We start from the raw sequence: 25,262 nt of genomic DNA on the forward strand, positions 1-25,262 counted from the left end.
GATGCTGATCAAGCTCAGTAGGTGCGGCCAGGAGATGAGCTGCAAAAGCCAAGCTGCTTAAACCGAGAAAAATCTTTTTTAAAGGCATATTGAAATCTCTTATAGAAATTATGCCTTTGATTATAGCCAGCTGCGCATAAAAAAAGCACCCGGAGGCGCTTTTTTATCTTAATAAATGCTTAGTCTTTTTTGAGGTTCTCGTTAATGAGGAACTCAACCAGCGCTTTTTGCGCATGCAGGCGGTTTTCCGCTTCATCCCAAACCACAGCATTTTTGTGATCCAGCATATTTTCAGAGATTTCTTCACCGCGGTGCGCAGGCAGGCAGTGCATGAATAAGCAGTCCGGGTGGGCTAAATCCATCAGGCGCTCATTGACTTGGTAGTCTGCAAAAGCTTTTTCGCGGATTTTCTGTTCTTCTTCCTGTCCCATGCTGGCCCAGACGTCAGTCACAATCAGGTCAGCATTGACGGCAGCATCTTCTGCTGAACCGACCAGTTCTGCGCAGTGGGCGAATTCAGCCAGGAATTGCTGCTGCGGCTCATAGCCTTTAGGCGCGGCGATTTTTAATTTAAAGCCCCACATGTGCGCAGCTTCAATATAGGAGTTGCACATATTGTTGCCGTCGCCAATCCAGGCAACGGTTTTGCCTTCAATGGAGCCGCGGTGTTCAGCAAAAGTCTGCATGTCAGCCAAAAGCTGGCAAGGGTGATGGTCGTCAGTTAAGGCATTAATGACCGGAACTGTAGAATAAGATGCAAAGCGTTCAACAATATCGTGGCCGAAGGTGCGGATCATGACAATGTCCAGCATGCTGGAAATCACGCGGGCTGAATCTTCAATCGGTTCGCCGCGGCCCAGCTGGGTATCGCGCGATGAAAGGAAGATCGCGCTGCCGCCGAACTGGCTCATGCCTGCTTCAAACGATACACGCGTTCGGGTGCTGGATTTTTCAAAAATCATGCCCATGACTTTGCCGGGAAATGGCTGAAAAACTTCATTGCGGTGCTGTTTGCGCTTAAGTTCGATGCCGCGCTGTAAAATCTGGTTAAGTTCTAAAGTCGATAAATCGCGTAAAGTCAGGAAGTGACGCAGAGCCATGATTACTCCACAATAATTGCTGAATCAAAAAACTAAACAACAATTAGTTGTTGGTTGGTGAAAAGAAAAAAGAGAGTCGATTAATATACTATATGCAAAGGAAATTGCAAAAAAACTAGACTTTTTGATGGCCTTCAAGGAAGCGGTCTACGGCATATTCAATGTATTTGATGGTTTCTTGATCATCTTCCTGAATTTGAATATTCATTAAAACCCGCCATTCAATATTGCGGATGATGCCGAAATACAGCTGCGCGGAATAAATCGGCTGCTTGCAATGAATCAGGCCAAATTCATCGGCTTTGGCCAGCGCGCAGGCAATTGCCTGCTGAATATGCTTTGGGCCCTGTTCATGAATATAGAGGGCCAGTTCCGGATTGCGCTGCGCCTGCTCAATAATCAAGCGCATAAACGCGGCGTTTTCGGGCCGCACAATGTGGGTTTTGAAATTGAAAAGCGTTTGAATCAGATAGATGCGCAGATTGTCTTTTTCAAAGTCAAAAGGCATGCAGATATCTTTGAAAAACTGTTCCCGGCGGTAATCGCAGATCGCGGTAAACAGCCCCTCTTTATTGCCGAAATACTTATAGATAGAGGCTTTGGAGCCGCCGGCATGATTGACGATATCATCCAAAGAAACGGCATCATAGCCATGTTCCAGAAACAGCTCAGCACCGCTTTCCAGAAGCGCAACACAGCGTTCATGGCCGCGCTTAGTTTGCGGCAAATCACGGGCGATGGGTTCTAACTGAGCTAAGTCGTGCATACTGGAAATAATATTGTCAATGTGTGGAAAATGCTTGCAATTATAGCAAATCTTTGCACAAAGTGCTGCACTGTTCGCGGCCGGAAGGTCATCATGCTGTAACGAAATAATATTATACATTTCAAAAATATTTGACTAAAGTTTTAGAGCAAAAATTCTAATAGGCCGTAGCCGGCCATATTTTTATGGTTATACTCAAGCCTCAATAAATAAAGTGATCACTGTGGAAAGGGAATATGACACAACAAACGTCTGCAGGTTTAAGATTTAGACAAGCTCTAGAAGTGGAAAAACCATTACAAATCATCGGTACAGTCAACGCTTATGCAGCAATGATGGCCAAACAGGTGGGTTACAAAGCCATTTATGTTTCGGGTGCCGGTGTCGCCAACTATTCTTATGGCTTGCCTGATTTAGGCATGACCAGTCTGGATAACGTTTTAGAAGATGTCCGCCGTATCACAGAGCGCGTAGATACCCCATTGCTGGTCGATATCGACACAGGCTGGGGCGGCGCGTTCAATATTGCGCGCAGTGTTAAGCAAATGATCGCCGCCGGCGCAGCTGCCGTGCATATTGAAGATCAGGTTGCGCAAAAGCGCTGCGGCCACCGCCCGAATAAGGAAATTGTGAGCCAGCAGGAAATGGTGGACCGCATTAAAGCCGCGGTGGACGCCAAGACTGACTCAAACTTCGTGGTGATGGCGCGCACGGACGCCCTGCAGAAAGAAGGCTTGCAGGCGGTGATTGACCGCGCATGCGCATGCGTAGAAGCCGGCGCCGATGCGATTTTCGCAGAAGCGATGACCGACATTACCATGTACCGCACTGTATGCGATGCAGTCGGCGTGCCGGTTTTGGCCAATATTACCGAATTCGGCGATACCCCTTATTACACCACAGATGAGCTGGCGGAGCAGGGCATCCGCATGGTGCTGTACCCGCTGTCGGCAACCCGCGCCATGCAGAAAGCCGCGCTGGAAGTCATGCACTCAATCCGCAAGGACGGCACGCAGGTGAATGTGCTGGATAAAATGCAGCAGCGCAAAGAACTGTATGAGTTTTTAGACTACCACACTTTTGAAAACACACTGGACAAGCTGTTTACTCAGGAGAAATAATAAAATGGCTGAAGGAAAAGTACTCACAGGCGCAGGACTGCGCGGACAGGTTGCGGGAAAAACCGCACTTTCAACTGTAGGCAAAAGCGGCGCGGGCCTGACATACCGCGGCTATGACGTGCAGGATTTGGCGGAAAACTGCCAGTTCGAAGAAGTCGCTTACCTGATTTTCTTTGGTGAACTGCCGTCGGCTGAGCAGCTGGCGGCCTATAAGGCAAAGCTGAAATCGCTGCGCCAATTGCCGCAGGCATTGAAGGAAGTTTTAGAGCGCATTCCTGCTGACTCGCACCCGATGGATGTGATGCGCACCGGCGTATCGATGCTGGGCAACCTAGAAACAGAAAAGTCTTTTGCAGAACAGCAGGACGCTGCAGACCGCATTTTAGCCACGCTGCCGGCAATCATCTGCTACTGGTACCGCTACAGCCATGACGGCGTGCGCATTGAAGAAAATACCGATGACGATTCAATCGGCGCGCAGTTCCTGCATCTGCTGCGCGGTGAAAAGCCGAACGAGCTGCATGAGCAGGTGATGAACGTTTCGCTGATTCTGTATGCAGAGCATGAATTCAACGCATCAACCTTCACGGCGCGCGTTTGCGCATCAACGCTTTCAGACATGCATTCCTGCATTACCGGCGCAATCGGCTCGCTGCGCGGCCCGCTGCATGGCGGCGCCAATGAAGCAGCGATGGAAATGATTGAAAACTGGACTTCTCCGGAAGAAGCTGAGCGCGAAATGCTGGGCAAGCTGGAGCGCAAGGAAAAGATCATGGGTTTTGGCCATGCCATCTATAAGGACAATGACCCGCGCAACGGCATCATTAAAATCTGGTCAGAGCGCTTAGCCAAAGACGTGGGCGATACTGTGCTGTATCCGGTGTCTGTGCGCTGCGAAGAAGTGATGTGGCGCGAGAAGAAACTGTTCTGCAATGCGGACTTCTTCCATGCATCGGCTTACCACTTCATGGATATCGCAACCAAGCTGTTTACGCCAATCTTCGTGATGTCGCGTGTTACCGGCTGGGCTGCGCATGTGATGGAGCAGCGCGCGGACAACCGCATTATCCGCCCAAGCGCGGACTATACCGGCCCAGAACTGCGCAAAGTAGTACCGATTGCAGCGCGTTCCGCTGCCTAAGCAGGCTTTAAAAGTTCAGAGAGATAAAAAGCCTCAGTTTTGAGGCTTTTTATTGGGCTTTATTTGGTAAGCAAAACCGGATCTTCAATGGTATAGCCTGTTTCAAATGGAATGCCCAAATATTTGACTGTGACCAAAATATTCTGATGCTGAGGCACTTTATAGGCTTGGGAAATTTTTAAGCCTTGTTTATAGCTTTCTGCAGTCTGCACCGGGCTTTTTAATGGCCTGCTTTTCACCTGATACTGATAAGTCCATTTATCAATGCTTTCCTGCGGGTCATACCATGCTTTGGCGGTGCCATTTTTAGTGGTTAAAATTTGAATGCTTGCATTGCTGTGGTGAATAGGCTTAAGCGGCGCCAAGCGCTTTTTAATTTTTGCAATTTCCTGATCAAACCGCGCGCTGTCTTGATCATAATCAATCTTTTTGGTTTTAGGATTGATATACAGTGATTTCACCTGAATCGGCGCTGCCGGCTTGCTGCTGTTCAGCTGGTAATAATACAGCTGCGGCAAGCGCCCGCGGCCATCTTCAAAATGGCGCATGACATAAATCTTTTGGTCTTTCTGGTCTAAGCCCAGCACTTCAATATGCTGCGGGCCGCCGACAGTGGCGTAAACCGGCAGGGAAATGCCGGAGAGAATAAATGCGCTGCAAAGAATTCTTGGTATTTTCATGTTGAACTCCAGATGTTATCTGCTTACTTTCTTTGAATATAGTGAAGTTTTAATGGATGGCTTGTTAAGAATTTTTAGAAATCTGCCGGGAAACGCAGGATCACGCCTGCATCAGGCCAGCGCTTTAGCTATATTGTATGACTGAATTCAGTATTCCGCCTGAATAAGATGCAGCACTTCTTTGGCCGTAAAATCAGTCAGCTGATTCAAGCGCTGCAAAGGCGTTCCTGAAATCAGGTAATAAAAGTTGAAGATTTGCTGCTTGCATAAAATGGAAAGATAAAATGTGCCTTCTGGCTTTTCTGCGGTTGCGCTGCCGCCGGGTTTCAGCAGCCCGGTACAGGCGACAATGAAATCTGCATGGGGGAACAGTCGCTTGCCGTGCTGCGCCATGGCTTGGGTGACTTCGGCAGATTCCGCTGTATGCTGCTCAATTAAAGCGGAAGGAATATGCAGAATCGAAATTTTAATGCTGGGATCATAACTGACCAAACCGCCGAGCAGAATGTCTGCGCCGCTGTTCTTGAAAATGGAAAACTGGCTGGATAAATAGCCCGAACTGGCGCTTTCAATAAACGCGATGGTTAATTTACGCTGCTCCAGCGCATCACAGCATTGTTTTAGAATCATTATATTTCTCAAAGCTTTGCATTTTCCAAAAATGAATGCGCCAAAATGCATTTTAAATTATTTTTTGTCAGAAAGTTGAAAAAAACAGCAGTTTAAATTGCAAGAAATGCATTTTGCATCTAAACGGATTCAGCATTGCGCAACCAATGCTTATAGTTGTTCATTTGATGTTCGAAAAAGGAAATTAAAGGTTTAAAGCAATGCCAAAGAGTGGTAAAACTGAAAATAAAGTGCATTATGGAAATAGGCTGAAACAATGAAAACAACTGTAAAATATGTGGTATTGAAAAGCTCGGATTACCAGTTAGGAACGCCGCTGTTTCAGGAGGAGATTGATGCTGACAATCAGTATTTTGATCAGATTCCGGCGGAAATTGCCTATCAGAATCATAAATTCAAAGTGAAAAGCAAGGAACTGAAGCGCCTGTATTTGGCGGAAGAGCAGGAAGACAGCCAGACCATTATTGTCAAAGTATTGGCTGCGCAATAAGCGTAAAGCAAATAAAGAACCTGGCGATGAAAGGTTCTTTATTTCAATAAGCGCGGTTCTTTTTATTAAAAAACAACTCAAAACCTGCAATTAAGAATGAGCCTGAACTGTTAATCAGAGCTTCACTAAAACCGGAAAAATCTCCAATTATTATCTTTAAGTCATTAAAAATTATATAAATATTCATATTTAATTATCAATAGGTCAGGATTGAAGCTGCCAGCCGAAATATGCGCCGGCGCGCGTGAATTTCTGAAATTTACGCATTATTAATTCATAAAGTGTACGGTTTGTGAAAACTTAAGAAAGAAAATGTTATATAATTTACTTAACCTGAGTTCGATATAAAAAAGAAACAAAGAAAAAGCCTTTGAAGTTGTAAGATTTTGGTTCTCAAGACAAAAAATCACAAAATAAAGGCTTTCCTATGGATTATATTACTGAAATCTTCTGTGCAATAGATGATTTCTGCAAAGATTTTGAATCCGCGCTAAATACAGCCCTCATTTCAGACCGCCAGCCAAGGCGGCGCAGAGCCAAGGCCCTCTGCCTGTCCGAGATCATGACAATCGCTGTGCTGTTTCATCAGTCCGGTTTCAGGTTCTTCAAGTATTATTACAGCCATATGATTCAGCCTTTCTGGAAATCAGCTTTTCCTGCACTGCCCAGCTATAACAGAATGATTGAGTTGCTGCCTCAATGCCTCACAGCGTTAACTTGCTTCTTTCATCAAATTAAAGGCCAATGTACCGGGATCAGCTTAATTGATTCAACTAAACTGCCCGTTTGCCATAACCGCCGCATTGCAAGGCATAAAGTTTTTAAAGGCCTGGCAGAGCGGGGAAAAAGCAGTATGGGCTGGTTCTACGGATTTAAATTGCATATGGTTATCAATCAATTAGGTGAAATTATCAATATTGCATTTACATCAGGAAATGTTCACGATGTCAAAATGCTGGATGTGTTAAGCAAAGGCTTAAGTGGAATTTTACTCGCAGATAAGGGATATATAAGTAAAGCCAAGGCTGAAAGCTTATCTCAGCAAGGCATTAAGATCTTAACCATGGGGCGTAAGAATATGAAGAATCCGCCTGAATATAACGAGGAAGAAAAACAGCTTCTCTCAAAGCGGGGATTGATTGAAACAGTGAATGATCAGCTGAAAAACCTGCATCAGATTGACCATACCCGGCATCGTTCGGTTAATAATTTTATGGTCAATCTGATGGCTGCAATAGTTTCTTACTGTTTATCACCGAATAAGCCGGCCTTTAGAAATATGCTTAATTAGTAAGCATATTAAGTCGAACTCAGGTTACTTAATTGTTAATGGTTTGCGGTTTATGGAAATTTTAAAATTTATCAAAAGTTTTAATACTGCCGGTATTTACTTAACTCTCTCGACTGTACTCTTAGCCTTTTTGATTATTTATTTCTATTTTATCAATCCTGTCTAGGCCAAGCTGTGAAGAGTTAAGAAAAACTCCGCAGGAAGAAGCTGGAAAAAAGAGCAGTGCGCAAGCCTTGCTCTTTTTTTATGTGCTTAAAAACAAAGAATAATTAACAAAATGATGCTGCTGTAATAAAACTGTTGCTTTGTTCTGTTTAGCAGAATAGTTGTAAAAAGTTGACATTCATCACATTTTGAATATAATTTGTGAAATTGCATTTATAGCTAGGGCGGACGGAAATGATTCTTTGGGGTCGAGAACAGGCACTTCCTGAACATGCGAAAAAATTTAAAAATTTTCTTAAGCACTATGTTGCAGAACAGCACTGTGAATATTTATTGGACCAAAAGTCCTTTGTTTATGACACGGCCAGCGATGAGTTTCTGGAGTCAGACATTCAGGAATTTTATAAGCTTTGGTCATTTTCATAAAAGTTCAGCTCAACTGAATGCTGAAAAAATAGATTGAAAATTCACATGCAAATACGCATTTTAGCGCACTGAAAAACTGCGGCGCTTAATTTTATAATGATACTCAAAGGCTAAAGCAATTAGATGAATAATAAAGGCTTTGGCATTTAGAAAGCAGCAGATTGATGCATGCGTATCTTTGCACCGCCTGTTTATGCGCAGCCGTCTTAGCCCCTCGTTGGCAGGCTGCAAGTCCAGCTGGAATCTAAAATTCATTAGCCATATTTAATAATAGATAAATTTATTTATAAATATTTAAATATGGCATTTTTTGCCAATGCACAAAATGCCTAAAATATTGAAAATGCTCATCAGAAATTTAGGCTGTAAGTTTCTGTTTTGCGGATATTCCCAGTTTTACCCATGCAACCTTTGCATGGGTATTTTTTTATTTAAATTTTAACAAACACATACAATGATATCTCCCCGCATTTAAAAAAATTGACTACAATTGTGTCAATTTTTCAAAACCTTAAATTAAAGGCAATCCGATGATAAATTTAAAAACTGGCCTGATTATTCTAGTTTCTGCTGCAGCATTGACGCTGGCGGCGTGCGGGAAAAAACAGGAAGCGCAAGAACAGGCGGAAGCGCCGGCAGCATCAGCAAGCGAAGCCTCTGCAGTGACATCAATTGAAGTCAGCCCGGATATGATTGACGCAGCGCCGTTAGAGCAGGAAGGTTCGGCTGCCAGCGCAGCTGCCGCAAAATAAGCATCTGCCCAATGCCTAGCGCTGAAATGGCTTGGCGCTGTATTTCAAGCAAACGCCTGATGAGCTTCATCGGGCGTTTTGTATTTTAGCTGACCTAGTCCTGAATTAAGCCGCAGAAGCCTTATCTTCATAAGGCAGCAGAAGCTTGACTGGCTAGGTAAAGCGCATGAGAACCGCCTGTTTCAAAAATTGACACAAAATTCCGTGATCATCTGATAAATTCTTTAATTTTTAGCGGGTTAAATTTATGAAAAAGATCATTTTAATGGCAATGGCGGTTTCTTCTTTGGCAGCCTGTTCTGCAATGGATAAATCTGCGGCGCATCCGCATAAAGTTGGCATGGCCAATCCTGCAAGTGAATACTGTATAGAGCAGGGTGGCAAACTGGAAATAAAGGATGAAGCGAATGGCCAAGCCGGCTACTGCCGCTTGCCGAATGGCGCAGTTGTTGAAGAGTGGGCATTCTTCCGCGCAAGCCAGGCGCATTGCCTGCCTGAAGAAGCGCAAAAGTTAGTCGGAAAAACCGGCTTAAGCGACACGCAAATCAAGCAGCTGACAAAGTCAGAGACTGTCCGCCGCGTGGAGCCGGGCCAGGCTGTCACAATGGATTACCGCGATGACCGCGTTACAGTAAGCATTGATCCGGTTTCCAATAAAATCACCCACGCATCTTGCGGCTAGGCAGCCTGGAATGCCCTGACTGTAAAGGCATTGCTTCTGCCTGAAGTGCTTTGGTTTTTGTGATCATCGGAATGTTCAGAAAAATGCTTTGATCAGCGGGCTTGCAGATTTCAGTTGCCTGCACGGCGGCAATGCATCAGTTCAGGGCATTTTATGCAGATCGGCCGGGGAGCTGGCTCCTGCAGGCTGCAGTTTTTGATATAAATTCTTGATAATGTAACTTAATAAAATCATTGAAGTTTGGAGAATAAAGTCATGCAAAGACCAATAAAAACGCCATTTTCCAGTACACTGAAACTCACTGCAATTGCGCAGGCCGCGCTGCTGGCGTCTTGCGCATCCATTTCCGCACCGGCTCCGAACGGCTCAGCGCATTCAGCTGCAAATGAGCGCAGCCTTTTGGTTTACGGCGGGCCGATTTTAACCATGGAAGGCGCTCAGCCTGCTTATGCGGAAGCTTTGCTGATTGAAGATGGCGTGATCCGCTTTGCTGGCGGTTTAGCTGAAGCCCGTAAACTGGCGCCTCAGGCGCGAAAGCTCGACTTGAAAAACAAAACCGCCATACCAGGCATTATTGATGCACACAGCCATGCGAATTCAGTCGGAATGCAGCAGACCGTTGCAAATTTATATGCGCCGCCGGACGGCAAAGTGGTCAATATCCCTTCATTGCTGAATGAGCTTAAAGACTGGGCGCAGAAGAATCCGGACTTTGTGCAGGCCACTTCAGGCTGGATTATGGGCAATGGCTATGATGATGCCGAACTGCAGGAGAAAAGGCATCCTACTGCAGACGAGCTTGATCTGGTTTCCAAAGATCAGCCGGTGTTAATTCTGCATCAGTCCGGGCATTTGGCTTCGGCGAATCATAAAGCGCTTGAGCTGCTGAATATTAATGCCGATACCAAGAATCCGGAGGGCGGGGTGATCCGCCGGGTGGCAGGCAGCACCGTGCCGAATGGCGTATTGGAAGAAAGCGCAGTCATTCAGGCGATGATGACAGCCTTTAAAACTGTGCCGCCGGAAGTCATGGAAAAAATGGCGCTGAAAGCAGTGCAGACCTATGTGGAAAATGGCTATACCACCGTGCAGGAAGGCCGCGCAGACCGCGGCACGGCAGAGCTCTGGCGCAGCTTGGCTGCGCGCAATAAGCTGCCGATTGATGTTGTGGCTTATCCGGATATCAGTTCAGAACAGGCCTACATGCTGGAAAAAGGCAGCAGCCGCGAGTATGCAAACCATTTCCGCATTGGCGGGGTGAAAATCAGCTTAGACGGTTCGCCGCAGGGGAAAACGGCATGGCTGACGCAGCCTTATGTTGTGCCGCCGGCAGGACTGCCTAAAACGTACCGCGGCTATCCGGCTTTTCCGCAGCAGCAGACCGTGCAGAATTTAATTAATCTGGCCTTTCAGAACAATTGGCAGATACTGGCGCATGCCAATGGCGATGCCGCGGTTGACCAGTATTTAACTGCGATTGAGAAAGCCGGCAAGGCGCATGCGGCGAAAGACCGGCGCAATGTGATTATCCATGCGCAAACCATGCGCGAAGACCAGTTGGACAAAGCCAAGCAGCTGAACTTAATTCCGTCATTTTTTTCTTTGCATACCTATTATTGGGGCGACTGGCATGTCAGCCAGACTTTAGGCGAAGCGCGCGCGGCGCGCATTTCACCGACCGGCTCGGCCTTAAAGCGCGGCATGATTTTTACCGAGCATCATGATGCGCCGGTTATTCCGCCAAAAAGCATGATGATGCTGGATGCAACGGTAAACCGGGTCACGCGCAGCGGCAAGCTTTTAGGCGCAGATCAGCGTGTCAGCCCCTATATTGCGCTCAAGAGCATGACCGATTGGGCCGCTTATCAGTATTTTGAAGAGGATAAGAAAGGCACGCTAAGTGCTGGAAAACTGGGCGATTTTGTAATTCTCAGCGATAACCCGGTTACTGTGCAGCCGAACAGGCTCAAAGACATTCAAATACTGGCAACCTATAAAGAAGGCCAATTAATTTATCAAAAGTCATTGAAATAATTGGTTTTTAAATTTATAAATCGCATAGATTATTAAAATATAAGGTATATACTGAATATACCTTTTATGATGGATGGTGGTTAAAATGCCAGCGAAATTCTTTGGAACATTCTTAGGATATATACTGATTGTACTGGCAGTCGGTGCAGTTTTTATTAGTTTTGCCTTTGAAAAGCCGGTCGTGGAATACTGGATTTTACTGCTGCTTCCATGCTTCGGCATTCCTATTCTGACCTCCGTCGCTTTAAGCAAGGTGGATCATTAAAGCGCTGCTTCAGGCTTTAACGCTATGCGCCTGCAGGCGCATTCAAAAGAACAAGCCCTTAAATCAGGGCTTGTTCTGCATTAATCAGATTGCTTTAAAGGCTTCAATGGCCCGCTTGCGCGACAGGCTTAAATCGGCAATTGGCTGGGGATAATCTAAAGCCGGATCATGCTTGCCCGCATAGGGTTCATGTATGCGCTTTGCATCCAAATGCGCCAATTCCGGCACCCATTTGCGGATGTAATCGCCATCCGGGTCAAATTTCTGCGACTGCGAAACCGGATTGAAAATCCGGAAATAAGGCACAGCATCGGTTCCGGTCGATGCGCACCATTGCCAGCCGCCGTTATTGGCCGCCAAGTCGCCATCAATCAAATGCTGCATGAACCATTTTTCGCCCAGCCGCCAGTCAATCAGTAAATTTTTGCTCAGGAACATTGCTGTGATCATGCGGACGCGGTTGTGCATCCAGCCGGTTTGCAGCAATTGGCGCATGCCGGCATCGACAATCGGGATGCCGGTTTGGCCCTGCTGCCAAGCGCTTAAGTCCTGTTCAGCATCGCGCCATTGCAGCTTTTGCGTGCTGATTTTAAAGGGCTGATGCTTGGAAATGGCCGGATAATGAAAAAGGATATGCTGATAGAATTCCCGCCACAGCAGCTCATCCAGCCAAGTCTGCTGGCTGGCGTTATTAATATGGAAATGGCCTTGCTGCTGTCTGAAAACCGCCTGCAGGCATTGCCGGATTGAAATCGCGCCGATGTTCAGATAAGGCGACAGCTGGCTGGTCGCCTCAAGAGCCGGAAAGTCCCGCTGCGCCTTGTAGCGGTCTAGATCATCCTGCACAAACTGATCCAGCAGTTCTAAGGCATAATGTTCAGTCACCGGCCAAAGCGCCTGCAGCAGATGCGCAGCATGATCCGGATAAAGCTGTGCCGCCTCTGCCTGTGCATTGAAATGGCTTTGGCTGAGTGGCATTTTTTCCTGTTTTTCTGCCGGCGGATAGCAGCCTGGAAGCCCTAAGCTCAGCCGTTCATAGCAGCGCTTTTTAAATGCGCTGAACACCTGATAAGGCTGATTTGACTGATTCAGGATTGTGCCTACTGGAAAAATTGTGCGGTCATGATGCAGCTCCAGCGCAATATTCCGCTGCGCTAAGGCCTGCTGCGCCTGAAAGTCCCTTTTCAGCTCATTGACGCCAATTTCAATATTGGCGTGCACGCAGCTAATTTTCAGCTCAAGGCACAGCTGGCGCAGCGCATTTGGAATATCTTTCCATAAGGGAATATGCTGGATGATTAATGGAATATTTAAGGCATTTAATTGCGCTTTTAGGCTTTCCAGCTGACGCAGGTAAAAAATACCTTTGGCTGGCGCTTCGTCATGCCGCGCCCACTGTTCAGGGGAAATAAACACCGTTGCAATGCACGCGCCAGCCTGCGCTGCATGCCAAAGCGCCGCATGATCGGCTGCGCGCAAGTCCTGCCGGAACCAGATTAACTGCATAAGTCCGCTGCCTTCATAGAGCCTGCCAAAAGAATACAGCATACTGAAAAAATGCCTTGAAACAATAGGCGGCCTGCGCAAAAAACAAATGCATTTTGCTTGAAATTTCTTCAAATAACAGCAATATATCCATTGGGGTATAAAGCATTTAACAACATCTGAAAACAGAGGAAGACATGATGAAATTAAAAACAGCATTAATGATGGGCAGTTTAATGGCTGCATTCTCAGTTTCAGCTTTTGCAGATGATGCGGAAGATCTGCGCATTATCGCAGCAGCAGGAAAGAACGCCGTGACAGTGGCTCAAGCCGCCAAATCTGCAGATGAAACTGCGGTGGCTGTGACAGGCACCATTGTCCGTGAGGTTAAGCATGAGCATTATACTTTAAAGGACAAAAGCGGAACGATTACGGTCGATATTGACCATAAGCTGGCTAGCCCGGCGCAGCTGAAGCCGGGGACTAAAGTGCGGGTTTACGGTGAAGTGGATACGCACCGTGCTAAGCCTACCGATATTGATGCGGTTAAGGTCGATATTTTATAAGGGATCAGGCTTTTTTGGACGCTATAGCTAAATCCTAAAGTCTGTATTACGAATAATTGCCTATGAAATATGATTTCATGAGGTTTTAGTCGTGTTAACTATTTCAGCAATTCACGATGGTGCTTGCACTGCCTCATTTTTGCTTTAAATGTTTAAACAGCTTTGTGCAGGCAATATCTCCACTTTGGAAAGACCCAAAGTGGACAAAAGCCTTTTGTTGCCCATACACGGCGTCCTTGCCGTGATGGGCAACGCGCGGCATCCATGCCGCACCCGCGTATCCGAAGTTTATTTTACTCAAAATTCTATGAAACTCGAAGCTGAAAGGATTTCGCAGAGTCTTTCAAGAAAACTTAGCCATCATATAGCTGAGTTTTGAAATCTGTATTACACATAATCTCCCATAAAATATGCTTTTATTAGTTTGTGTGTGGTAGCTATTTCAGGTAATTAGCTGCATATGGTTTAAGCGGGAAATTCAAGCCAGCCATCCGCCTGAAATTTCTGCTGGCCAGCTTCAGGCGGGGCGGCCAGTTTCTACTGCCTGCAGTCAGATGCTGAACGCATTTTAGCTTAACGGCTGCAACGCAGGCCAATTTATCCGGTGAAAGCCGGTTTTGTAATTTTATAACACCTGAAAAATTCGTATGATGGTTCGGCTTTTATTTGCAGCAGAACGCTTTTGACTCAACCGAAAGGCATTTTTATCACCGTCTTGTTCAGTTTGCTTATATTTCAAAGTTTATGGAATATAGCGGCGGCTTTCTGCGTGCATGAAAACGCTTCGGGCAGCGCCCAATACAGTCAAAAGCAGGCCAGCGTCAGCCATTTCGGCCATCATCAGCCGGCCAAAGCATGCATAGATGAAATAAAGGCGCATGCGGAAGATCTTCTGGCGTTTGCAGAAGATGACCATCATGATCATCTGCCGTCTTATGCGCAGCTGATTTTGAATGAAGCCGATGCAAGCTATCTTCAGCCGCTTTCAGCGGAAGTGATTCAGAAATTTGAAATAGACTGGTCTAATCTGTATCAGTCGCCTGACTTAGGGCTGAACAGCCCGCCTCCAATGCCGTCCCCGCTGCTGGCGGGGTAGCCAAATCCAAGCCCGCCGCATTTAATTTCATTATGTGTGGGGCATTTTCATGTCAAAAAATCAAAGCAATCGGCGCGCAGCGCTGACTCTGCCGCGGGCTGCATTCGGCTCAGGCCTGCTGCTGTCCGCCGTGTTCGGCAGCGCCTTGGCGCACAGCCAAAGCCTGACGCTGCAGCAGGCGGTTGATCAGGCCAGCCAACATCAGGCCGCCCAGCAGTTTTGGGAAACTCAAAACAGCATCAATCAAAGCAATATCCGCCAGAGCAGGCTGTTTAAAAATCCAGAGCTGTCTGTAGAGCAGACCGGTTTTGGCGCCAATCAGGATCAGGAGCTATCCATCGGAATTTCCCAGCCGCTGGATATTTTTGGCGAGCGCAAGGCCAATCAGAAACTGGCCGGCATTGCGCAAGATAAAACAGCGCTGGATCAGAAAATCTATCAGGCCAAACTGCAGCTGGCGGTGAAATACCTGTGGTCGCAGCTGGCCATTGCAGAACTGGAAAAAAGCATTGTCAAAGCGCAGCTGCAGGTCAGCGAAGAAAACCTGAATGCCATACAAAAGCGCTTTCAGGCCGGCAGCTTGGCCGAGGTTGATGTCAACCGCGCACGCTTGAGCCATGCGGAAAACATCCGCCTGTTCCGCCAGGCCGGCCTGCAGCTGCAGGTGGCGGCGCAGCAGATCTCCAATGTATGGGGCACGCCGGATAAAAATATTTCCGTCAATTTAAGCGCTCAGAAGCTGTGGCCCGCGGCTGCGCACCGGCAGGTGCAGGACAACCTTGCGGACAATTACATGGAAAAATACCGCATTCTGCAGCTGAAGGAATCTGAATTGACAGTGGATGCGCTGAAGGCCAAAGCCCGGCCGAATCCGACCCTGAATGCAGGCGTGAACCGCATCCGTACAGCCAGTGCCGAAACAGACAGCCAGTTTGTGGTTGGCCTGAGCGTTCCATTGCATATTTTTGACCGGCAGCAGCATGGCCTGCAGATTGCGCAAGCCAAGCAGGCGCTGCTGTCCCGCCAGCAGAACTTTTATTTAAAGCAGAATGCCTTGCAAATCGGCACGCTTTTGACTGAGCTGCAGGGGCTGGAAGTGCAGTTCAATGAAGTCGATCAGACGCAAATTCCGCTGGCGGTGCAGGTGCAGGGCAAAACCTTGCAGGGCTTTCAGGCCGGAAAGTTTGCCTTAACCGATGTGCAGCAGGCCACGCTGCAGCTGCAGGAAGTGCGCCTGCGCAAAATTCAGTTGCTGAAAGACGGCTGGCAAAAAGCGCTGGAAGCGGAAAGCCTAAGTTTAGGCATTGCGCCAAGCGCCGTGATGTCCAAAGACGCCGTGGCGGAAATCAATCAGAATTTATGGCAGGACATACAGGCCATGCCGGTCATCGGCGGGGGAAATTAACATGCTGAAGCTTCAAAATACGTTAAAAAAACACAGCGGAAAAATTTCACAGCCGCTGATGATTGTTTTGGCAATCGGCATCACCTTGCTTGCTGCCTTAGGCTTGCTGTTTGCAGGCAAAAACAAGCCTGAATCTGCAGATGAGCATGGACACGGGCCCGCTGAAGGTGTGGAAGAGCATGCTGAAGCAGGCCAAGAGGGTGAGGCTGGGCATGAAGAAGGCGTGGCTTTAACGGCAAAGCAGCTGGCTGAACAGGGCATACAGCTGGCCAAAGTTGAGCAGGGCGCTGTGCTGAGCGTCAATGCCTATCCCGCCAAGCTGAGCGTCAATACAGACCAGCAGGCGCATGTTTCGCCAAGCTTCAGCGGCCATGTGGAAGCGGTGTATGTAGAGCTGGGGCAAAACGTGAAAAAAGGCCAGCCTTTGGCTGCCTTGCTGGTGCCTGAGCTGGTCGATCAGCAGGCCAATTTGCGCATTGAACAGAGCAATCTTGAACTGGCCAAGCAGGATTATGAGCGCGAGCGCCAGCTGTGGTCGCAGGGCATTTCCGCCAAGCAGGATTATCAAAAAGCCTATAACAGCTATAAGCAGGCGCAGATTCAGGTGCAGGCGGCCCAGTCGCGCCTAGGCGCTTATGGCGCAGCCGCCTCAACGCAGGGGCGCTATGTTTTAAAGGCGCCGATTTCCGGGGTGATCAGCAAAAAAGATCTGGTGCTGGGCGAAAATGTCCAGCTGGCGGATCAGCTTTTTGTGATTGACCAGCTGGATCAGCTTTGGCTGGAATTTATTGTGCCGAACAGCGAATTCAGCGCCTTGGCGCCAAATCAGGAAATCGAGTTTAAATCGCTGCAGACTGAAAATGTGTTCAAGGCGGTGATTCAAAGCCTGAATACCGAAGCGGATACGCAAACCGGACGCCTGCAGATCCGTGCGAAAGTGCTGTCGAAAGCATCGGAGCTTCGGCCGAACTTGATGGTCAACGTGATGCTGCAGCGGAAATCTGAAGGCCAGGCCCTGCGGATTTTAAAAGCCGCCGTGCAAAAGGTTGAGGGGCAGGATGCGGTATTTATCGCTTCTGCGCATGGCGAAAAAATTGAATTTACCGCGCAGCCGGTGCAGCTCGGCCAAAGCGCTGGGGACAGCCCTTGGATTGAAGTCATTTCCGGCCTGAAGCAGGGCCAGCAGTATGCAGCCAACGGCAGCTTCCTGCTGAAATCTGAACTGGAAAAGGGGGAGGCTTCTCATGCGCACTAACATGCCGGATTCCCCCAGCCCGGAAGACGCGGCGCTTCCTGAGCCGGAAGGCCTGTTTGACAGGCTGATTCAGTTTGCCATTCAAAATGCCATTTGGGTCATGCTGTTCGCGGCGGCGTGGATTGCCATCGGAATTTACAGTTATCAGAAATTGCCGATTGATGCCGTTCCGGACATCACCAATACCCAAGTGCAGATTAATACCCAGGCCAATGGCTTTACCGCGCTGGAAATTGAACAGCGGATTACCTATCCCATAGAAAACGTCATGTCCGGCATGCCGAAACTGGAGCAGACGCGCTCCATTTCACGCTATGGCCTGTCGCAGATTACGGTGGTGTTTAAGGACGGCACGGATATCTATTGGGCCCGGCAGCTGATCAATCAGCGCCTGCAGGAAGCGCAGGGCGAAATGCCGGACGGCGTGCAGCCGGTCATGTCGCCGGTTTCCACCGGTTTGGGCGAAATTTACCAATGGGTGATCAAGGCCGGGCCGGATGCGCGCAAGCCGGACGGGACGCCGTACACCGCGATGGATTTGCGTGAAATTCAGGACTGGATTGTGCGCCCGCAGCTGCAGCGCGTGGAAGGCGTTGCCGAAGTGAACAGCATCGGCGGCTTTAACAAAACCTATGTGGTGGCGCCGGACTTGAACCGCCTGCAGCAGCTGCAGATTCCTCTGTCAGACCTGCAGGCGGCCTTGACCGAAAATAATGAAAACCGCGGCGCGGGCTATATTGAAAAAAATGGCCAGCAGCTGACGGTGCGTGTGCCGGGCACTTTGGACACGCTTGAAGACATTCAGAACATCAGCATCGCCAATAAAAGCGGCTATCCGATTAGGGTTGCAGATGTGGCGTCCGTCAGCATCGGCCATGACTTAAGAACCGGCGCGGCCACCTATAACGGCGAAGAAACGGTCTTAGGCATCGCCATGATGATGATGGGCGAAAACAGCCGCACCGTGGCGCAGGCGATTGACGCCAAAGTGCAGGCGATTCAGCAGTCCCTGCCCAAAGGCGTGGTGATTGAAACCGTGTATGACCGCACACATTTGGTTAACCGGGCAATTGCGACCGTGCAGAAGAACCTGATTGAAGGCGCTATTCTGGTTATAGTGATCCTGTTCGTTTTCTTGGGGAATTTCCGCGCAGCGCTGATTACCGCCTGCGTAATTCCGCTGTCAATGCTGTTTACCTTAACCGGCATGGCGGAGCAGAAAATCAGCGCCAACCTGATGAGCTTAGGCGCTTTGGACTTCGGGATTATTGTCGATGGCGCGGTGGTGATTGTCGAAAACTGCATCCGGCGCTTGGCGGAGGCGCAGAAGCATCACGGCCGGCTGCTGACGCGCTCAGAGCGCTTTAGGGAAGTATTTCTGGCGGCCAAGCAGGCCCGGCGCCCGCTGATTTTTGGCCAGCTGATTATTTTAGTGGTCTATCTGCCGATTTTCGCGCTGTCCGGGGTGGAAGCAAAGCTGTTTCATCCAATGGCAATGACGGTGGTGCTGGCTTTAGTCGGCGCGATGATTCTGTCCGTGACGTTTGTTCCGGCTGCCGTGGCGCTGTTTGTCAAAGGCGAAATTAAGGAAAAGGAAAGCCGCTGGATGCTGTGGCTGAAAGCCAAATATGAAGCGCTTTTAGACCGGGCCTATGCGTTCCGCCTGTTTGTGCTGACCGCCGCCGGCTGCATTTTAGTGCTGACCGGCATCTTAGCTTCGCAGATGGGCAGCGAGTTTGCGCCGCAGCTGAGCGAAGGCGATTTTGCCGTGCAGCAGATGCGTTCGCCCAGCACTGGCCTAGAGCAGTCGCTGCGCATGCAGGAAAATACCGAAAAGCTTCTGCTGAAGGAATTCCCTGAAATTAAGGCGATCTTTGCGCGTACCGGCACGGCCGAAGTCGCTACCGATGTGATGCCCCCAAACATTTCAGACGGCATTGTCTTGCTGAAGCCGCGCGATGAATGGCCGAATGCCAAGCAAAGCACCGATGAGCTGCGCCAGCGCATGATTGCTTTTTTAGCCACCTTGCCGGGCAATAACAGCGAGTTTTCGCAGCCGATTGAACTGCGCTTCAATGAGCTGATTTCCGGCGTGCGCAGCGATGTCGGCATTAAGCTGTTTGGCGATGATATGGAAGTGCTGAACAGTGAAGCCAATAAAATCGCCGCGCAGGTTCAGTCCATCGCCGGCGCGGCGGCAGTTAACGTCGAGCAAACCAGCGGACTGCCTTTGCTGAATGTCGAAATTGACAAGTCCAGGGCGGCGCAATACGGCCTGTCGGTTAAATCCATTCAGGATCTAGTTTCAGCCAGTGTCGGCGGGCAGAATGTCGGTTCAATTCTGCAGGGCGACCGGCGCTTTGATTTTGTCATCCGGCTGGATGAGTCGCAGCGCAGCCCCGAACAGCTGGCGGTGCTTCCCGTGCAGCTGCCGAACGGCGGCCTGATTCAGCTGCAGGACGTGGCCAAAGTGGAAAATATTCTAGGCATCAATCAGGTGAGCCGTGAGAACGGCAAGCGCCGTGTAGTGATCACTGCCAATGTCGAAGGCCGAGATTTAGGCTCTTTTGTCACCGAATTGCAAAGCAAATTGTCCGCGCAAGCCTTGCCGAGCGGCTACTGGCTGGAGTACGGCGGGCAGTTTGAAAACTTAATGTCGGCCAAGGCCAGAATGCAATTGGTGGTGCCATTGGCCCTGCTGACTATTTTCATCCTGCTGCTGGCGGTGTTCCGCAACATTAAAGAATGCCTGCTGGTGTTCAGCGGCGTGCCGTTTGCGCTCAGCGGCGGCTTAATGGCGATCTGGCTGCGGGATATTCCGCTGTCGATGTCTGCCGGTATCGGCTTTATCGCCTTGTCTGGCGTGGCGGTTTTAAACGGCTTGGTGATGCTGACTTTCATTAAAGAGCTGCGCCAGCAGTACGATATTCATTATGCAACATGGCATGGCGCGGTGCTGCGCCTGCGCCCGGTGCTGATGACCGCCTGCGTGGCTTCATTGGGCTTTGTGCCGATGGCTTTGGCTACCGGCACAGGCGCGGAAGTGCAGCGCCCATTGGCGACGGTGGTGATTGGCGGGATTGTTTCATCGACCCTGCTGACGCTGGTGCTGCTGCCGGTGATTTACCGCTGGATGAATGAAAAAATAAAATCCGCTTAGCGCTTCGTTTTCCATTTTAAGCATGCAGAAGCAGAATCCAAGGATTCTGCTTTTTTTATTTTTATTGTTGCGCTACAGCAGCCTTTAAGCCCGCCAGCGCAAAAGTCTTAAAATGCTCCGCCAGCTGCTTTGCAGGCAATTGGCCTAAAGCCTGCATTGGCCCGGGAACCGGCATGCCGGTTAACAGCAGCATCAGGCAGGGCGCAACAGCGCTGAATATGCAGGGAATAATCCGCGGGTCATTTTCATTCAGCCCGGTCACTTCGGCTATGATGCGGCGCACAATTTGAAACTTCCGGGCGCCTTCATTTTCAAAAAAATTCTGCAGATGAGGTGATGGGCTGAACATTTCGCTGATGAATACCTTGCCGTGCCATAGGTCTTTTTCATTCAGCTTTTCTATCAATGTTTCAAACAGCAGGCCAAGCTTATCTTCAGCGCTGGCGCTGCAGCCGGCAATTTCACGCAGGCGCGCTTCATTCAGATAATGCGCATGCGCTTCAGTTAAAACCGCGCGGTACAGGCCATCCCTGCCGGCAAAGTGGTAGTTGATGGCGGCTAAATCGGCTTCCGCATTTTTGGCAATGGCCTTGTTGGTGGTTTTGGCCCAGCCGTTCTGCGCAATCAGCTGTCCGGCGGCTTCTATAATCCGTGCTTTGGTGGCATCGCCATCACTGCGTCTTGCTCTTGGCATGCTGCAACCTGAACTAAAATTTATGCAGCAAGTATATCTTTTATTTCTATTCCTATGGTAGTTTAAATTTAAATTGAATTTAAACTAAGCGCGCTTGGTTAAATAAAGGCCCATTCACAATGAAAAAAACCGTCATCGCCGCTGCCGCTGTCATTGCCCTTATCGCCACGGCCATTGCCTACTGGGCGCTGAACAGAGGCCCGGAGGCTGCCGGCGGGCTGACTTTATACGGCAATGTGGATATCCGCCAAGTGTCTTTGGCCTTTGAAGAAGCGGGGCGGATCAAGCAGATGAATGTTCAGGAAGGCGACCGCGTGCAGCCGGGGCAAGTGCTGGCGCTGCTGGACACGCAGGCTTTGGAAATTCAAGCTAAGCAGGCCGAAGCGCAGCTGATTGCGCAGCAGCAGGCTGTAGTGGAGCAGGACACCGGCACACGGCCGGAAGAAATTGCGCAGGCGCAGGCGCAAGCGGGTTCTGCACAGGCCCAGCTGGACAAGGCCGCCAAAGATCTGCAGCGCTATCAGGCGCTGTTTAACAGCACCGGCGGCCGGGCTATCAGCCGGCAGGAGCTGGATGCAGCGCAAAGCAATGTCAACACTGCGTTGGCCGGAGTTAAAGAGCGTCAGGCGCATTTGGCGCTGCTGCAGAAAGGCGCGCGCAAGGAAGACCGCACAGCAGCTAAAGCGCAGGTCGAAGCCACGCAGGCCAATCTGGATTTAATGCGCTACAAAATTGCGCAAAGCCAGCTCCGCGCTCCGGCGCAGGCCACGGTCCGCGCGCGCTTGCTGGAAGTGGGCGATATGGCCAGCGCGCAGAAAACCGTCTATACCTTGGCTTTAAGCAATCCTAAATGGGTGAGGGTCTACGCCAATGAAGCCGATTTAAGCCAGATTAAAATGGGTTCAGCCGCGCAGGTTATCCGCGATGCGCAGCCTGATCAGCCTGTGCCGGGAAAAATCGGCTATATCTCATCTGTTGCGGAATTTACCCCAAAGACTGTGCAGACTGAAGATATCCGCACCACGCTGGTGTATGAGGTGCGGGTGTATGTGCAGGACCCGGATGATCAGCTGAAAATGGGGCAGCCGGTTACGGTAAAAATCGCTCAAGCCTCTGCTCCTGCAGGGAAAAAATAACATGAAAGCGCCAGGTATTGTTGTCAGCGCCAAAGCGCTGGTGCAGGTTTTCCCGCCGGAGTCCAAAGGCGCCGCGGAAGTCCGCGCGCTTGGCGGGCTGGATATCGACATTAAAGCGGGCGAGCTGACGGCTTTGGTTGGGCCGGACGGCGCCGGAAAAACCACATTTCTGCGCCTGATTGCGGGGCTGTATCAGCCTGCATCCGGCCAGCTGGAGGTCTTGGGCTTTGATGTATTGAAGCATCCGCAGCGGGTTCAGGAACGGATTGGCTATATGCCGCAGCGCTTTGGCCTGTATGAAGACTTGAGCGTGCAGGAAAATCTGGAGCTGTATGCAGACCTGCATGGTGTGCCTGAAGAAATCCGCAAGGCGCGCTTTGAGCGGCTGCTGAAAATCACTGATCTGCAGCACTTCACACAGCGCCCAGCCGGCAAGCTGTCCGGCGGGATGAAGCAGAAGCTGGGGCTGGCCTGCACCTTGGTGCGTTCGCCTGAACTGCTGCTGCTGGATGAACCCAGCGCCGGGGTCGATCCTCTCTCGCGCCGTGATTTGTGGATCATCATTGAACAGCTGGTGCGCGAGGAAAACCTCAGCGTGATCATCAGCACGGCCTATATGGATGAAGCGGAACGCTGCGCGCAGGTATATGTGATGTATGAAGGCAAAGTGCTGAAGCAGGGCGCGCCGGAGCAGCTGCGTGAACAGGTGCGCGGGCTGACGTGGCAGGCTGCGCCGCCCGAAGGCATGAAAGCCCGCGCGTTGCAGGCGCAGCTGCTGAAAAACACCCAATATATTGCAGACGCTGTGCCGAAGGGCGGCTGCGTGCGCTTTATGACGGTTCAGCAGCACCGGCAGCTTCCCGCTGCTGAACTGCCTGAAGGCACAGCTGTGCAGGCGCGCGAGCCGGATTTGGAAGACGCTTTCATGCTGTTCCTGCATCAGGCTGATCAGGATGGCCGGCCTAGCCAGCAAGAACACCGGCAGGTGGCGCCTGAGCAGGCGCTGATGGGGGGCAGTCTGCAAATAGCGCCGGATGCGCAGCCGGCAATTGCGGTGAAAGATCTGGTGCGGAAGTTCGGCGATTTTACCGCAGTGGCCAGCACGACCTTTGAAGTGCAGCGCGGCGAAATTTTCGGCTTGCTTGGCCCGAATGGCGCAGGCAAAACCACCACATTCCGCATGCTGTGCGGTCTGCTGCCGGCCAGCGCAGGCTCGCTGCAGGTTGCCGGCGTAAACTTGCGCCACGCGCGGGCGCAGGCGCGCGCCCGCATTGGCTATGTATCGCAGAAATTCGCCTTATACGGCAACTTAAGCGTGCTGGACAATCTGAAATTCTTCGGCGGCGCCTACGGCCTGTCCGGCAAAAAGCTCACAATTCAAATTGACAAGGCCCTGCAGCAGTTCGGCTTAAAGCCGGATGCCAAAAGCGCCGATCTGCCCGGCGGCTACAAGCAGCGCCTGTCGATGGCCGCGGCTCTGCTGCATGAGCCGGAAATTATTTTTCTAGATGAGCCGACCAGCGGCATCGACCCGCTGGCGCGCCGTTCGTTCTGGCATACCATCGGTGAACTGGCCAATCAGGGCATTACCGTGATTATTACCACGCACTTTATGGAAGAAGCGGAATACTGTGACCGCATTGCCATTCAGGATGCCGGAAAAATGCTGGCGCTGGGTTCGCCCAGCCAGGTGCGCCAGCAGGCCGGCGCAGATCATGCCTTGGACATGAACAGCGCCTTTATTGCAATTGTGGAGCAGGCGCGTGCCAATGCCGTACAGCAGGAGCAGGCCGAATGATGCCGGAATTTCTGATGCGCTTCCGGGCCTTGCTGAAAAAGGAAAGCCGGCAGCTGATCCGCGATAAAAGCAGTCTGGCGATAGGCCTGCTGCTGCCGGTTGTGCTGATTCTGCTGTTCGGCTATGGGCTGTCTTTCGATTTAAGCAATGGCCGTGTCGGCGTAGTGGCTGAGCAGCCCTCGCCGCAAAGCCGGCAGCTGATCTCCGGCCTGCAGGGCTCGAGCTATCTCAGCGCGCAGCAGTACAGCAATTACCCTGAAGCCGTGGCGGCGATTAAAAATGACGAAATTGATGCGATTCTGGTGATTCCTGCAACCTTCGCCGCCGACAGCGCGCAAGGCCAAGCGCATTTGCAGCTGCTGCTGAATGGGCGCTCAACCAGCATTGCTTCGGCCATGCAGGGCTATGTCAGCGGCGCCATCAGCACGGCGTCCGCCATTCAGGCCGAACGCCAGCATGCCGGCGCGCTAGCGGTTATGGTAACGGTGGAACAGCGCATGTGGTTTAACGAATCATCCAACAGCACATGGTATTTGGTGCCGGGCTTAATTGTGCTGATACTGACTTTAATCGGCGCGTTTTTAACGTGCCTGCTGATTGTGCGGGAACGCGAGCGCGGCACGCTGGAAGCGCTATTTGTCACGCCGGTCAGGCCTTTTGAACTGGTGCTGGCCAAGCTGGCGCCGTATTTTGTGATTGGCATGATTGATATTGCAGTCTGCCTGACAGCCTCTTATTTTCTGTTTGACGTGCCGATGCGCGCTTCGATGCTGGCGATTTTCAGCGCGTCACTGATGTATCTGCTGGTGTCGCTGCTGCTGGGGCTGGCGATTTCCGGCTATTCCAGCAGCCAGTTTCAGGCCAGCCAGATTGCGCTTTTAGCCAGCTTTATGCCCGCTTTGATGCTGTCGGGCTTTGTATTTGATACTCAGAACTTGCCCGTGGCGGTGCAGGCGGTCAGCCATGTTTTGCCTGCCACGCACTTTATGACGCTGATTAAAACGCTGCTTTTGGGCGGAGATGACTGGGCGCTGTGGCTGAAAGAATGCGGCATTTTAATGCTTTACGTGATTGTGCTGGCCGCCGTATCTACCCGTTCCCTGAAAAAGCAGCTGAGGTAAGCC

General features: G+C 50.3%; 24 protein-coding genes. 18 read left to right on the plus strand and 6 right to left on the minus strand.

Features of this window, described 5'->3' with window-relative positions:
* Nucleotides 1–179 precede the first annotated feature (179 nt).
* Complete coding sequence (argF, locus tag BEN74_RS01275; protein WP_068908339.1) at nucleotides 180–1,100, minus strand: ornithine carbamoyltransferase; 921 nt, start codon at nucleotides 1,098–1,100, stop codon at nucleotides 180–182.
* A gap of 115 nt (nucleotides 1,101–1,215) precedes the next feature.
* Complete coding sequence (locus BEN74_RS01280) at nucleotides 1,216–1,866, minus strand: TetR/AcrR family transcriptional regulator (RefSeq protein ID WP_068908341.1); 651 nt, start codon at nucleotides 1,864–1,866, stop codon at nucleotides 1,216–1,218.
* Nucleotides 1,867–2,102: 236 nt separating this feature from the next.
* On the opposite strand from BEN74_RS01280, the gene prpB reads away from it, so the two are divergent.
* Nucleotides 2,103–2,987 (plus strand): methylisocitrate lyase, encoded by an 885-nt coding sequence (prpB, locus tag BEN74_RS01285; RefSeq protein WP_068908343.1) that lies wholly within the window; start codon nucleotides 2,103–2,105, stop codon nucleotides 2,985–2,987.
* Between the two features lie 4 nt (nucleotides 2,988–2,991).
* On the plus strand, nucleotides 2,992–4,128 hold the full coding sequence (gene prpC, locus BEN74_RS01290) for a 2-methylcitrate synthase (RefSeq protein ID WP_068908345.1): 1,137 nt from the start codon (nucleotides 2,992–2,994) through the stop codon (nucleotides 4,126–4,128).
* 59 nt (nucleotides 4,129–4,187) lie between these two features.
* Here the strand turns inward: prpC and BEN74_RS01295 are convergent, their stop codons facing one another.
* Complete coding sequence (locus BEN74_RS01295) at nucleotides 4,188–4,808, minus strand: aminotransferase (RefSeq protein WP_068908347.1); 621 nt, start codon at nucleotides 4,806–4,808, stop codon at nucleotides 4,188–4,190.
* Between the two features lie 147 nt (nucleotides 4,809–4,955).
* On the minus strand, nucleotides 4,956–5,438 hold the full coding sequence (locus BEN74_RS01300) for a CinA family protein (RefSeq protein ID WP_068908350.1): 483 nt from the start codon (nucleotides 5,436–5,438) through the stop codon (nucleotides 4,956–4,958).
* A 256-nt stretch (nucleotides 5,439–5,694) separates the two neighbouring features.
* On the opposite strand from BEN74_RS01300, the gene BEN74_RS01305 reads away from it, so the two are divergent.
* From BEN74_RS01305 to BEN74_RS01340, 8 genes are all read left to right on the plus strand, one after another.
* Entirely contained in the window at nucleotides 5,695–5,928 is a 234-nt protein-coding gene (locus BEN74_RS01305; protein ID WP_068908353.1) for a hypothetical protein, read from the plus strand.
* 427 nt (nucleotides 5,929–6,355) lie between these two features.
* Nucleotides 6,356–7,219 (plus strand): IS982 family transposase, encoded by an 864-nt coding sequence (locus BEN74_RS01310; RefSeq protein ID WP_068907692.1) that lies wholly within the window; start codon nucleotides 6,356–6,358, stop codon nucleotides 7,217–7,219.
* Between the two features lie 52 nt (nucleotides 7,220–7,271).
* Nucleotides 7,272–7,385 carry a hypothetical protein gene (locus BEN74_RS19880; protein WP_086374371.1) on the plus strand — a complete coding sequence of 38 codons (114 nt, stop codon included), beginning with the start codon at nucleotides 7,272–7,274 and terminating at the stop codon, nucleotides 7,383–7,385.
* 233 nt (nucleotides 7,386–7,618) lie between these two features.
* Entirely contained in the window at nucleotides 7,619–7,810 is a 192-nt protein-coding gene (locus BEN74_RS19575) for a hypothetical protein (protein WP_068910468.1), read from the plus strand.
* Nucleotides 7,811–8,340: 530 nt separating this feature from the next.
* A complete protein-coding gene (locus BEN74_RS01325) occupies nucleotides 8,341–8,562 on the plus strand; it encodes a hypothetical protein (RefSeq protein ID WP_068910466.1) in 222 nt (73 codons plus the stop codon).
* Nucleotides 8,563–8,809: 247 nt separating this feature from the next.
* The gene (locus tag BEN74_RS01330; protein ID WP_068910465.1) at nucleotides 8,810–9,244 is read left to right on the plus strand and encodes an I78 family peptidase inhibitor; all 435 of its coding nucleotides are present in this window, start codon (nucleotides 8,810–8,812) and stop codon (nucleotides 9,242–9,244) included.
* 255 nt (nucleotides 9,245–9,499) lie between these two features.
* A complete protein-coding gene (locus tag BEN74_RS01335) occupies nucleotides 9,500–11,278 on the plus strand; it encodes an amidohydrolase (protein ID WP_068910464.1) in 1,779 nt (592 codons plus the stop codon).
* Nucleotides 11,279–11,363: 85 nt separating this feature from the next.
* Entirely contained in the window at nucleotides 11,364–11,543 is a 180-nt protein-coding gene (locus BEN74_RS01340; RefSeq protein ID WP_068910476.1) for a hypothetical protein, read from the plus strand.
* Between the two features lie 84 nt (nucleotides 11,544–11,627).
* Here BEN74_RS01340 and BEN74_RS01345 read toward each other — a convergent pair whose 3' ends face one another.
* Entirely contained in the window at nucleotides 11,628–13,049 is a 1,422-nt protein-coding gene (locus BEN74_RS01345; RefSeq protein WP_068910475.1) for a cryptochrome/photolyase family protein, read from the minus strand.
* A 176-nt stretch (nucleotides 13,050–13,225) separates the two neighbouring features.
* Between BEN74_RS01345 and BEN74_RS01350 the strand changes: the two genes are divergently transcribed.
* From BEN74_RS01350 to BEN74_RS01370, 5 genes are all read left to right on the plus strand, one after another.
* Nucleotides 13,226–13,594: a NirD/YgiW/YdeI family stress tolerance protein gene (locus tag BEN74_RS01350; protein ID WP_171404876.1), complete on the plus strand. Its 369-nt coding sequence runs from the start codon at nucleotides 13,226–13,228 to the stop codon at nucleotides 13,592–13,594.
* 724 nt (nucleotides 13,595–14,318) lie between these two features.
* Nucleotides 14,319–14,690, plus strand: a complete 372-nt coding sequence (locus BEN74_RS01355; protein WP_416240781.1) for a cation efflux protein, CzcI-like — start codon at nucleotides 14,319–14,321, stop codon at nucleotides 14,688–14,690.
* A gap of 49 nt (nucleotides 14,691–14,739) precedes the next feature.
* A complete protein-coding gene (locus tag BEN74_RS01360; RefSeq protein ID WP_068910462.1) occupies nucleotides 14,740–16,095 on the plus strand; it encodes a TolC family protein in 1,356 nt (451 codons plus the stop codon).
* Nucleotide 16,096: 1 nt separating this feature from the next.
* Nucleotides 16,097–17,350 (plus strand): efflux RND transporter periplasmic adaptor subunit, encoded by a 1,254-nt coding sequence (locus tag BEN74_RS01365; RefSeq protein ID WP_068910461.1) that lies wholly within the window; start codon nucleotides 16,097–16,099, stop codon nucleotides 17,348–17,350.
* The gene (locus BEN74_RS01370; RefSeq protein WP_416240765.1) at nucleotides 17,340–20,510 is read left to right on the plus strand and encodes an efflux RND transporter permease subunit; all 3,171 of its coding nucleotides are present in this window, start codon (nucleotides 17,340–17,342) and stop codon (nucleotides 20,508–20,510) included. The genes BEN74_RS01365 and BEN74_RS01370 overlap by 11 nt, the downstream gene beginning before the upstream one ends.
* A 61-nt stretch (nucleotides 20,511–20,571) precedes the next feature.
* Here BEN74_RS01370 and BEN74_RS01375 read toward each other — a convergent pair whose 3' ends face one another.
* Nucleotides 20,572–21,204, minus strand: a complete 633-nt coding sequence (locus BEN74_RS01375; protein WP_068910459.1) for a TetR/AcrR family transcriptional regulator — start codon at nucleotides 21,202–21,204, stop codon at nucleotides 20,572–20,574.
* Nucleotides 21,205–21,323: 119 nt separating this feature from the next.
* Here BEN74_RS01375 and BEN74_RS01380 point away from each other — a divergent pair, with 119 nt between their 5' ends.
* Genes BEN74_RS01380 through BEN74_RS01390 form a run of 3 tightly spaced genes read left to right on the plus strand, consistent with a single transcriptional unit; the run spans nucleotide 21,324 to nucleotide 25,259 of the window.
* Nucleotides 21,324–22,340 carry an HlyD family efflux transporter periplasmic adaptor subunit gene (locus tag BEN74_RS01380; protein WP_068910458.1) on the plus strand — a complete coding sequence of 339 codons (1,017 nt, stop codon included), beginning with the start codon at nucleotides 21,324–21,326 and terminating at the stop codon, nucleotides 22,338–22,340.
* A gap of 1 nt (nucleotide 22,341) precedes the next feature.
* Nucleotides 22,342–24,138 (plus strand): ATP-binding cassette domain-containing protein, encoded by a 1,797-nt coding sequence (locus BEN74_RS01385; RefSeq protein ID WP_068910457.1) that lies wholly within the window; start codon nucleotides 22,342–22,344, stop codon nucleotides 24,136–24,138.
* The gene (locus tag BEN74_RS01390) at nucleotides 24,135–25,259 is read left to right on the plus strand and encodes an ABC transporter permease (RefSeq protein WP_068910456.1); all 1,125 of its coding nucleotides are present in this window, start codon (nucleotides 24,135–24,137) and stop codon (nucleotides 25,257–25,259) included. The genes BEN74_RS01385 and BEN74_RS01390 overlap by 4 nt, the downstream gene beginning before the upstream one ends.
* The last annotated feature ends 3 nt before the right edge of the window (nucleotides 25,260–25,262 follow it).

It is taken from the genome of Acinetobacter sp. WCHAc010034 (assembly GCF_001696615.3).
Lineage (GTDB): Bacteria > Pseudomonadota > Gammaproteobacteria > Pseudomonadales > Moraxellaceae > Acinetobacter.

Bases quoted from the DNA above. Each gene is read 5' to 3' on its own strand.
- argF (WP_068908339.1), bottom strand. From the start codon at position 1,100: ATGGCTCTGCGTCACTTCCTGACTTTACGCGATTTATCGACTTTAGAA.
- BEN74_RS01305 (WP_068908353.1), top strand. From the start codon at position 5,695: ATGAAAACAACTGTAAAATATGTGGTATTGAAAAGCTCGGATTACCAG.
- BEN74_RS01300 (WP_068908350.1), bottom strand. From the start codon at position 5,438: ATGATTCTAAAACAATGCTGTGATGCGCTGGAGCAGCGTAAATTAACC.
- BEN74_RS01280 (WP_068908341.1), bottom strand. From the start codon at position 1,866: ATGCACGACTTAGCTCAGTTAGAACCCATCGCCCGTGATTTGCCGCAA.
- BEN74_RS01325 (WP_068910466.1), top strand. From the start codon at position 8,341: ATGATAAATTTAAAAACTGGCCTGATTATTCTAGTTTCTGCTGCAGCA.
- BEN74_RS19880 (WP_086374371.1), top strand. From the start codon at position 7,272: ATGGAAATTTTAAAATTTATCAAAAGTTTTAATACTGCCGGTATTTAC.
- BEN74_RS01385 (WP_068910457.1), top strand. From the start codon at position 22,342: ATGAAAGCGCCAGGTATTGTTGTCAGCGCCAAAGCGCTGGTGCAGGTT.
- prpB (WP_068908343.1), top strand. From the start codon at position 2,103: ATGACACAACAAACGTCTGCAGGTTTAAGATTTAGACAAGCTCTAGAA.
- BEN74_RS01295 (WP_068908347.1), bottom strand. From the start codon at position 4,808: ATGAAAATACCAAGAATTCTTTGCAGCGCATTTATTCTCTCCGGCATT.
- BEN74_RS01335 (WP_068910464.1), top strand. From the start codon at position 9,500: ATGCAAAGACCAATAAAAACGCCATTTTCCAGTACACTGAAACTCACT.
- BEN74_RS01345 (WP_068910475.1), bottom strand. From the start codon at position 13,049: ATGCAGTTAATCTGGTTCCGGCAGGACTTGCGCGCAGCCGATCATGCG.
- BEN74_RS01330 (WP_068910465.1), top strand. From the start codon at position 8,810: ATGAAAAAGATCATTTTAATGGCAATGGCGGTTTCTTCTTTGGCAGCC.
- BEN74_RS01380 (WP_068910458.1), top strand. From the start codon at position 21,324: ATGAAAAAAACCGTCATCGCCGCTGCCGCTGTCATTGCCCTTATCGCC.
- BEN74_RS01375 (WP_068910459.1), bottom strand. From the start codon at position 21,204: ATGCCAAGAGCAAGACGCAGTGATGGCGATGCCACCAAAGCACGGATT.
- BEN74_RS01360 (WP_068910462.1), top strand. From the start codon at position 14,740: ATGTCAAAAAATCAAAGCAATCGGCGCGCAGCGCTGACTCTGCCGCGG.
- BEN74_RS01350 (WP_171404876.1), top strand. From the start codon at position 13,226: ATGATGAAATTAAAAACAGCATTAATGATGGGCAGTTTAATGGCTGCA.
- BEN74_RS19575 (WP_068910468.1), top strand. From the start codon at position 7,619: ATGATTCTTTGGGGTCGAGAACAGGCACTTCCTGAACATGCGAAAAAA.
- BEN74_RS01310 (WP_068907692.1), top strand. From the start codon at position 6,356: ATGGATTATATTACTGAAATCTTCTGTGCAATAGATGATTTCTGCAAA.
- BEN74_RS01370 (WP_416240765.1), top strand. From the start codon at position 17,340: ATGCGCACTAACATGCCGGATTCCCCCAGCCCGGAAGACGCGGCGCTT.
- BEN74_RS01365 (WP_068910461.1), top strand. From the start codon at position 16,097: ATGCTGAAGCTTCAAAATACGTTAAAAAAACACAGCGGAAAAATTTCA.
- BEN74_RS01340 (WP_068910476.1), top strand. From the start codon at position 11,364: ATGCCAGCGAAATTCTTTGGAACATTCTTAGGATATATACTGATTGTA.
- prpC (WP_068908345.1), top strand. From the start codon at position 2,992: ATGGCTGAAGGAAAAGTACTCACAGGCGCAGGACTGCGCGGACAGGTT.
- BEN74_RS01390 (WP_068910456.1), top strand. From the start codon at position 24,135: ATGATGCCGGAATTTCTGATGCGCTTCCGGGCCTTGCTGAAAAAGGAA.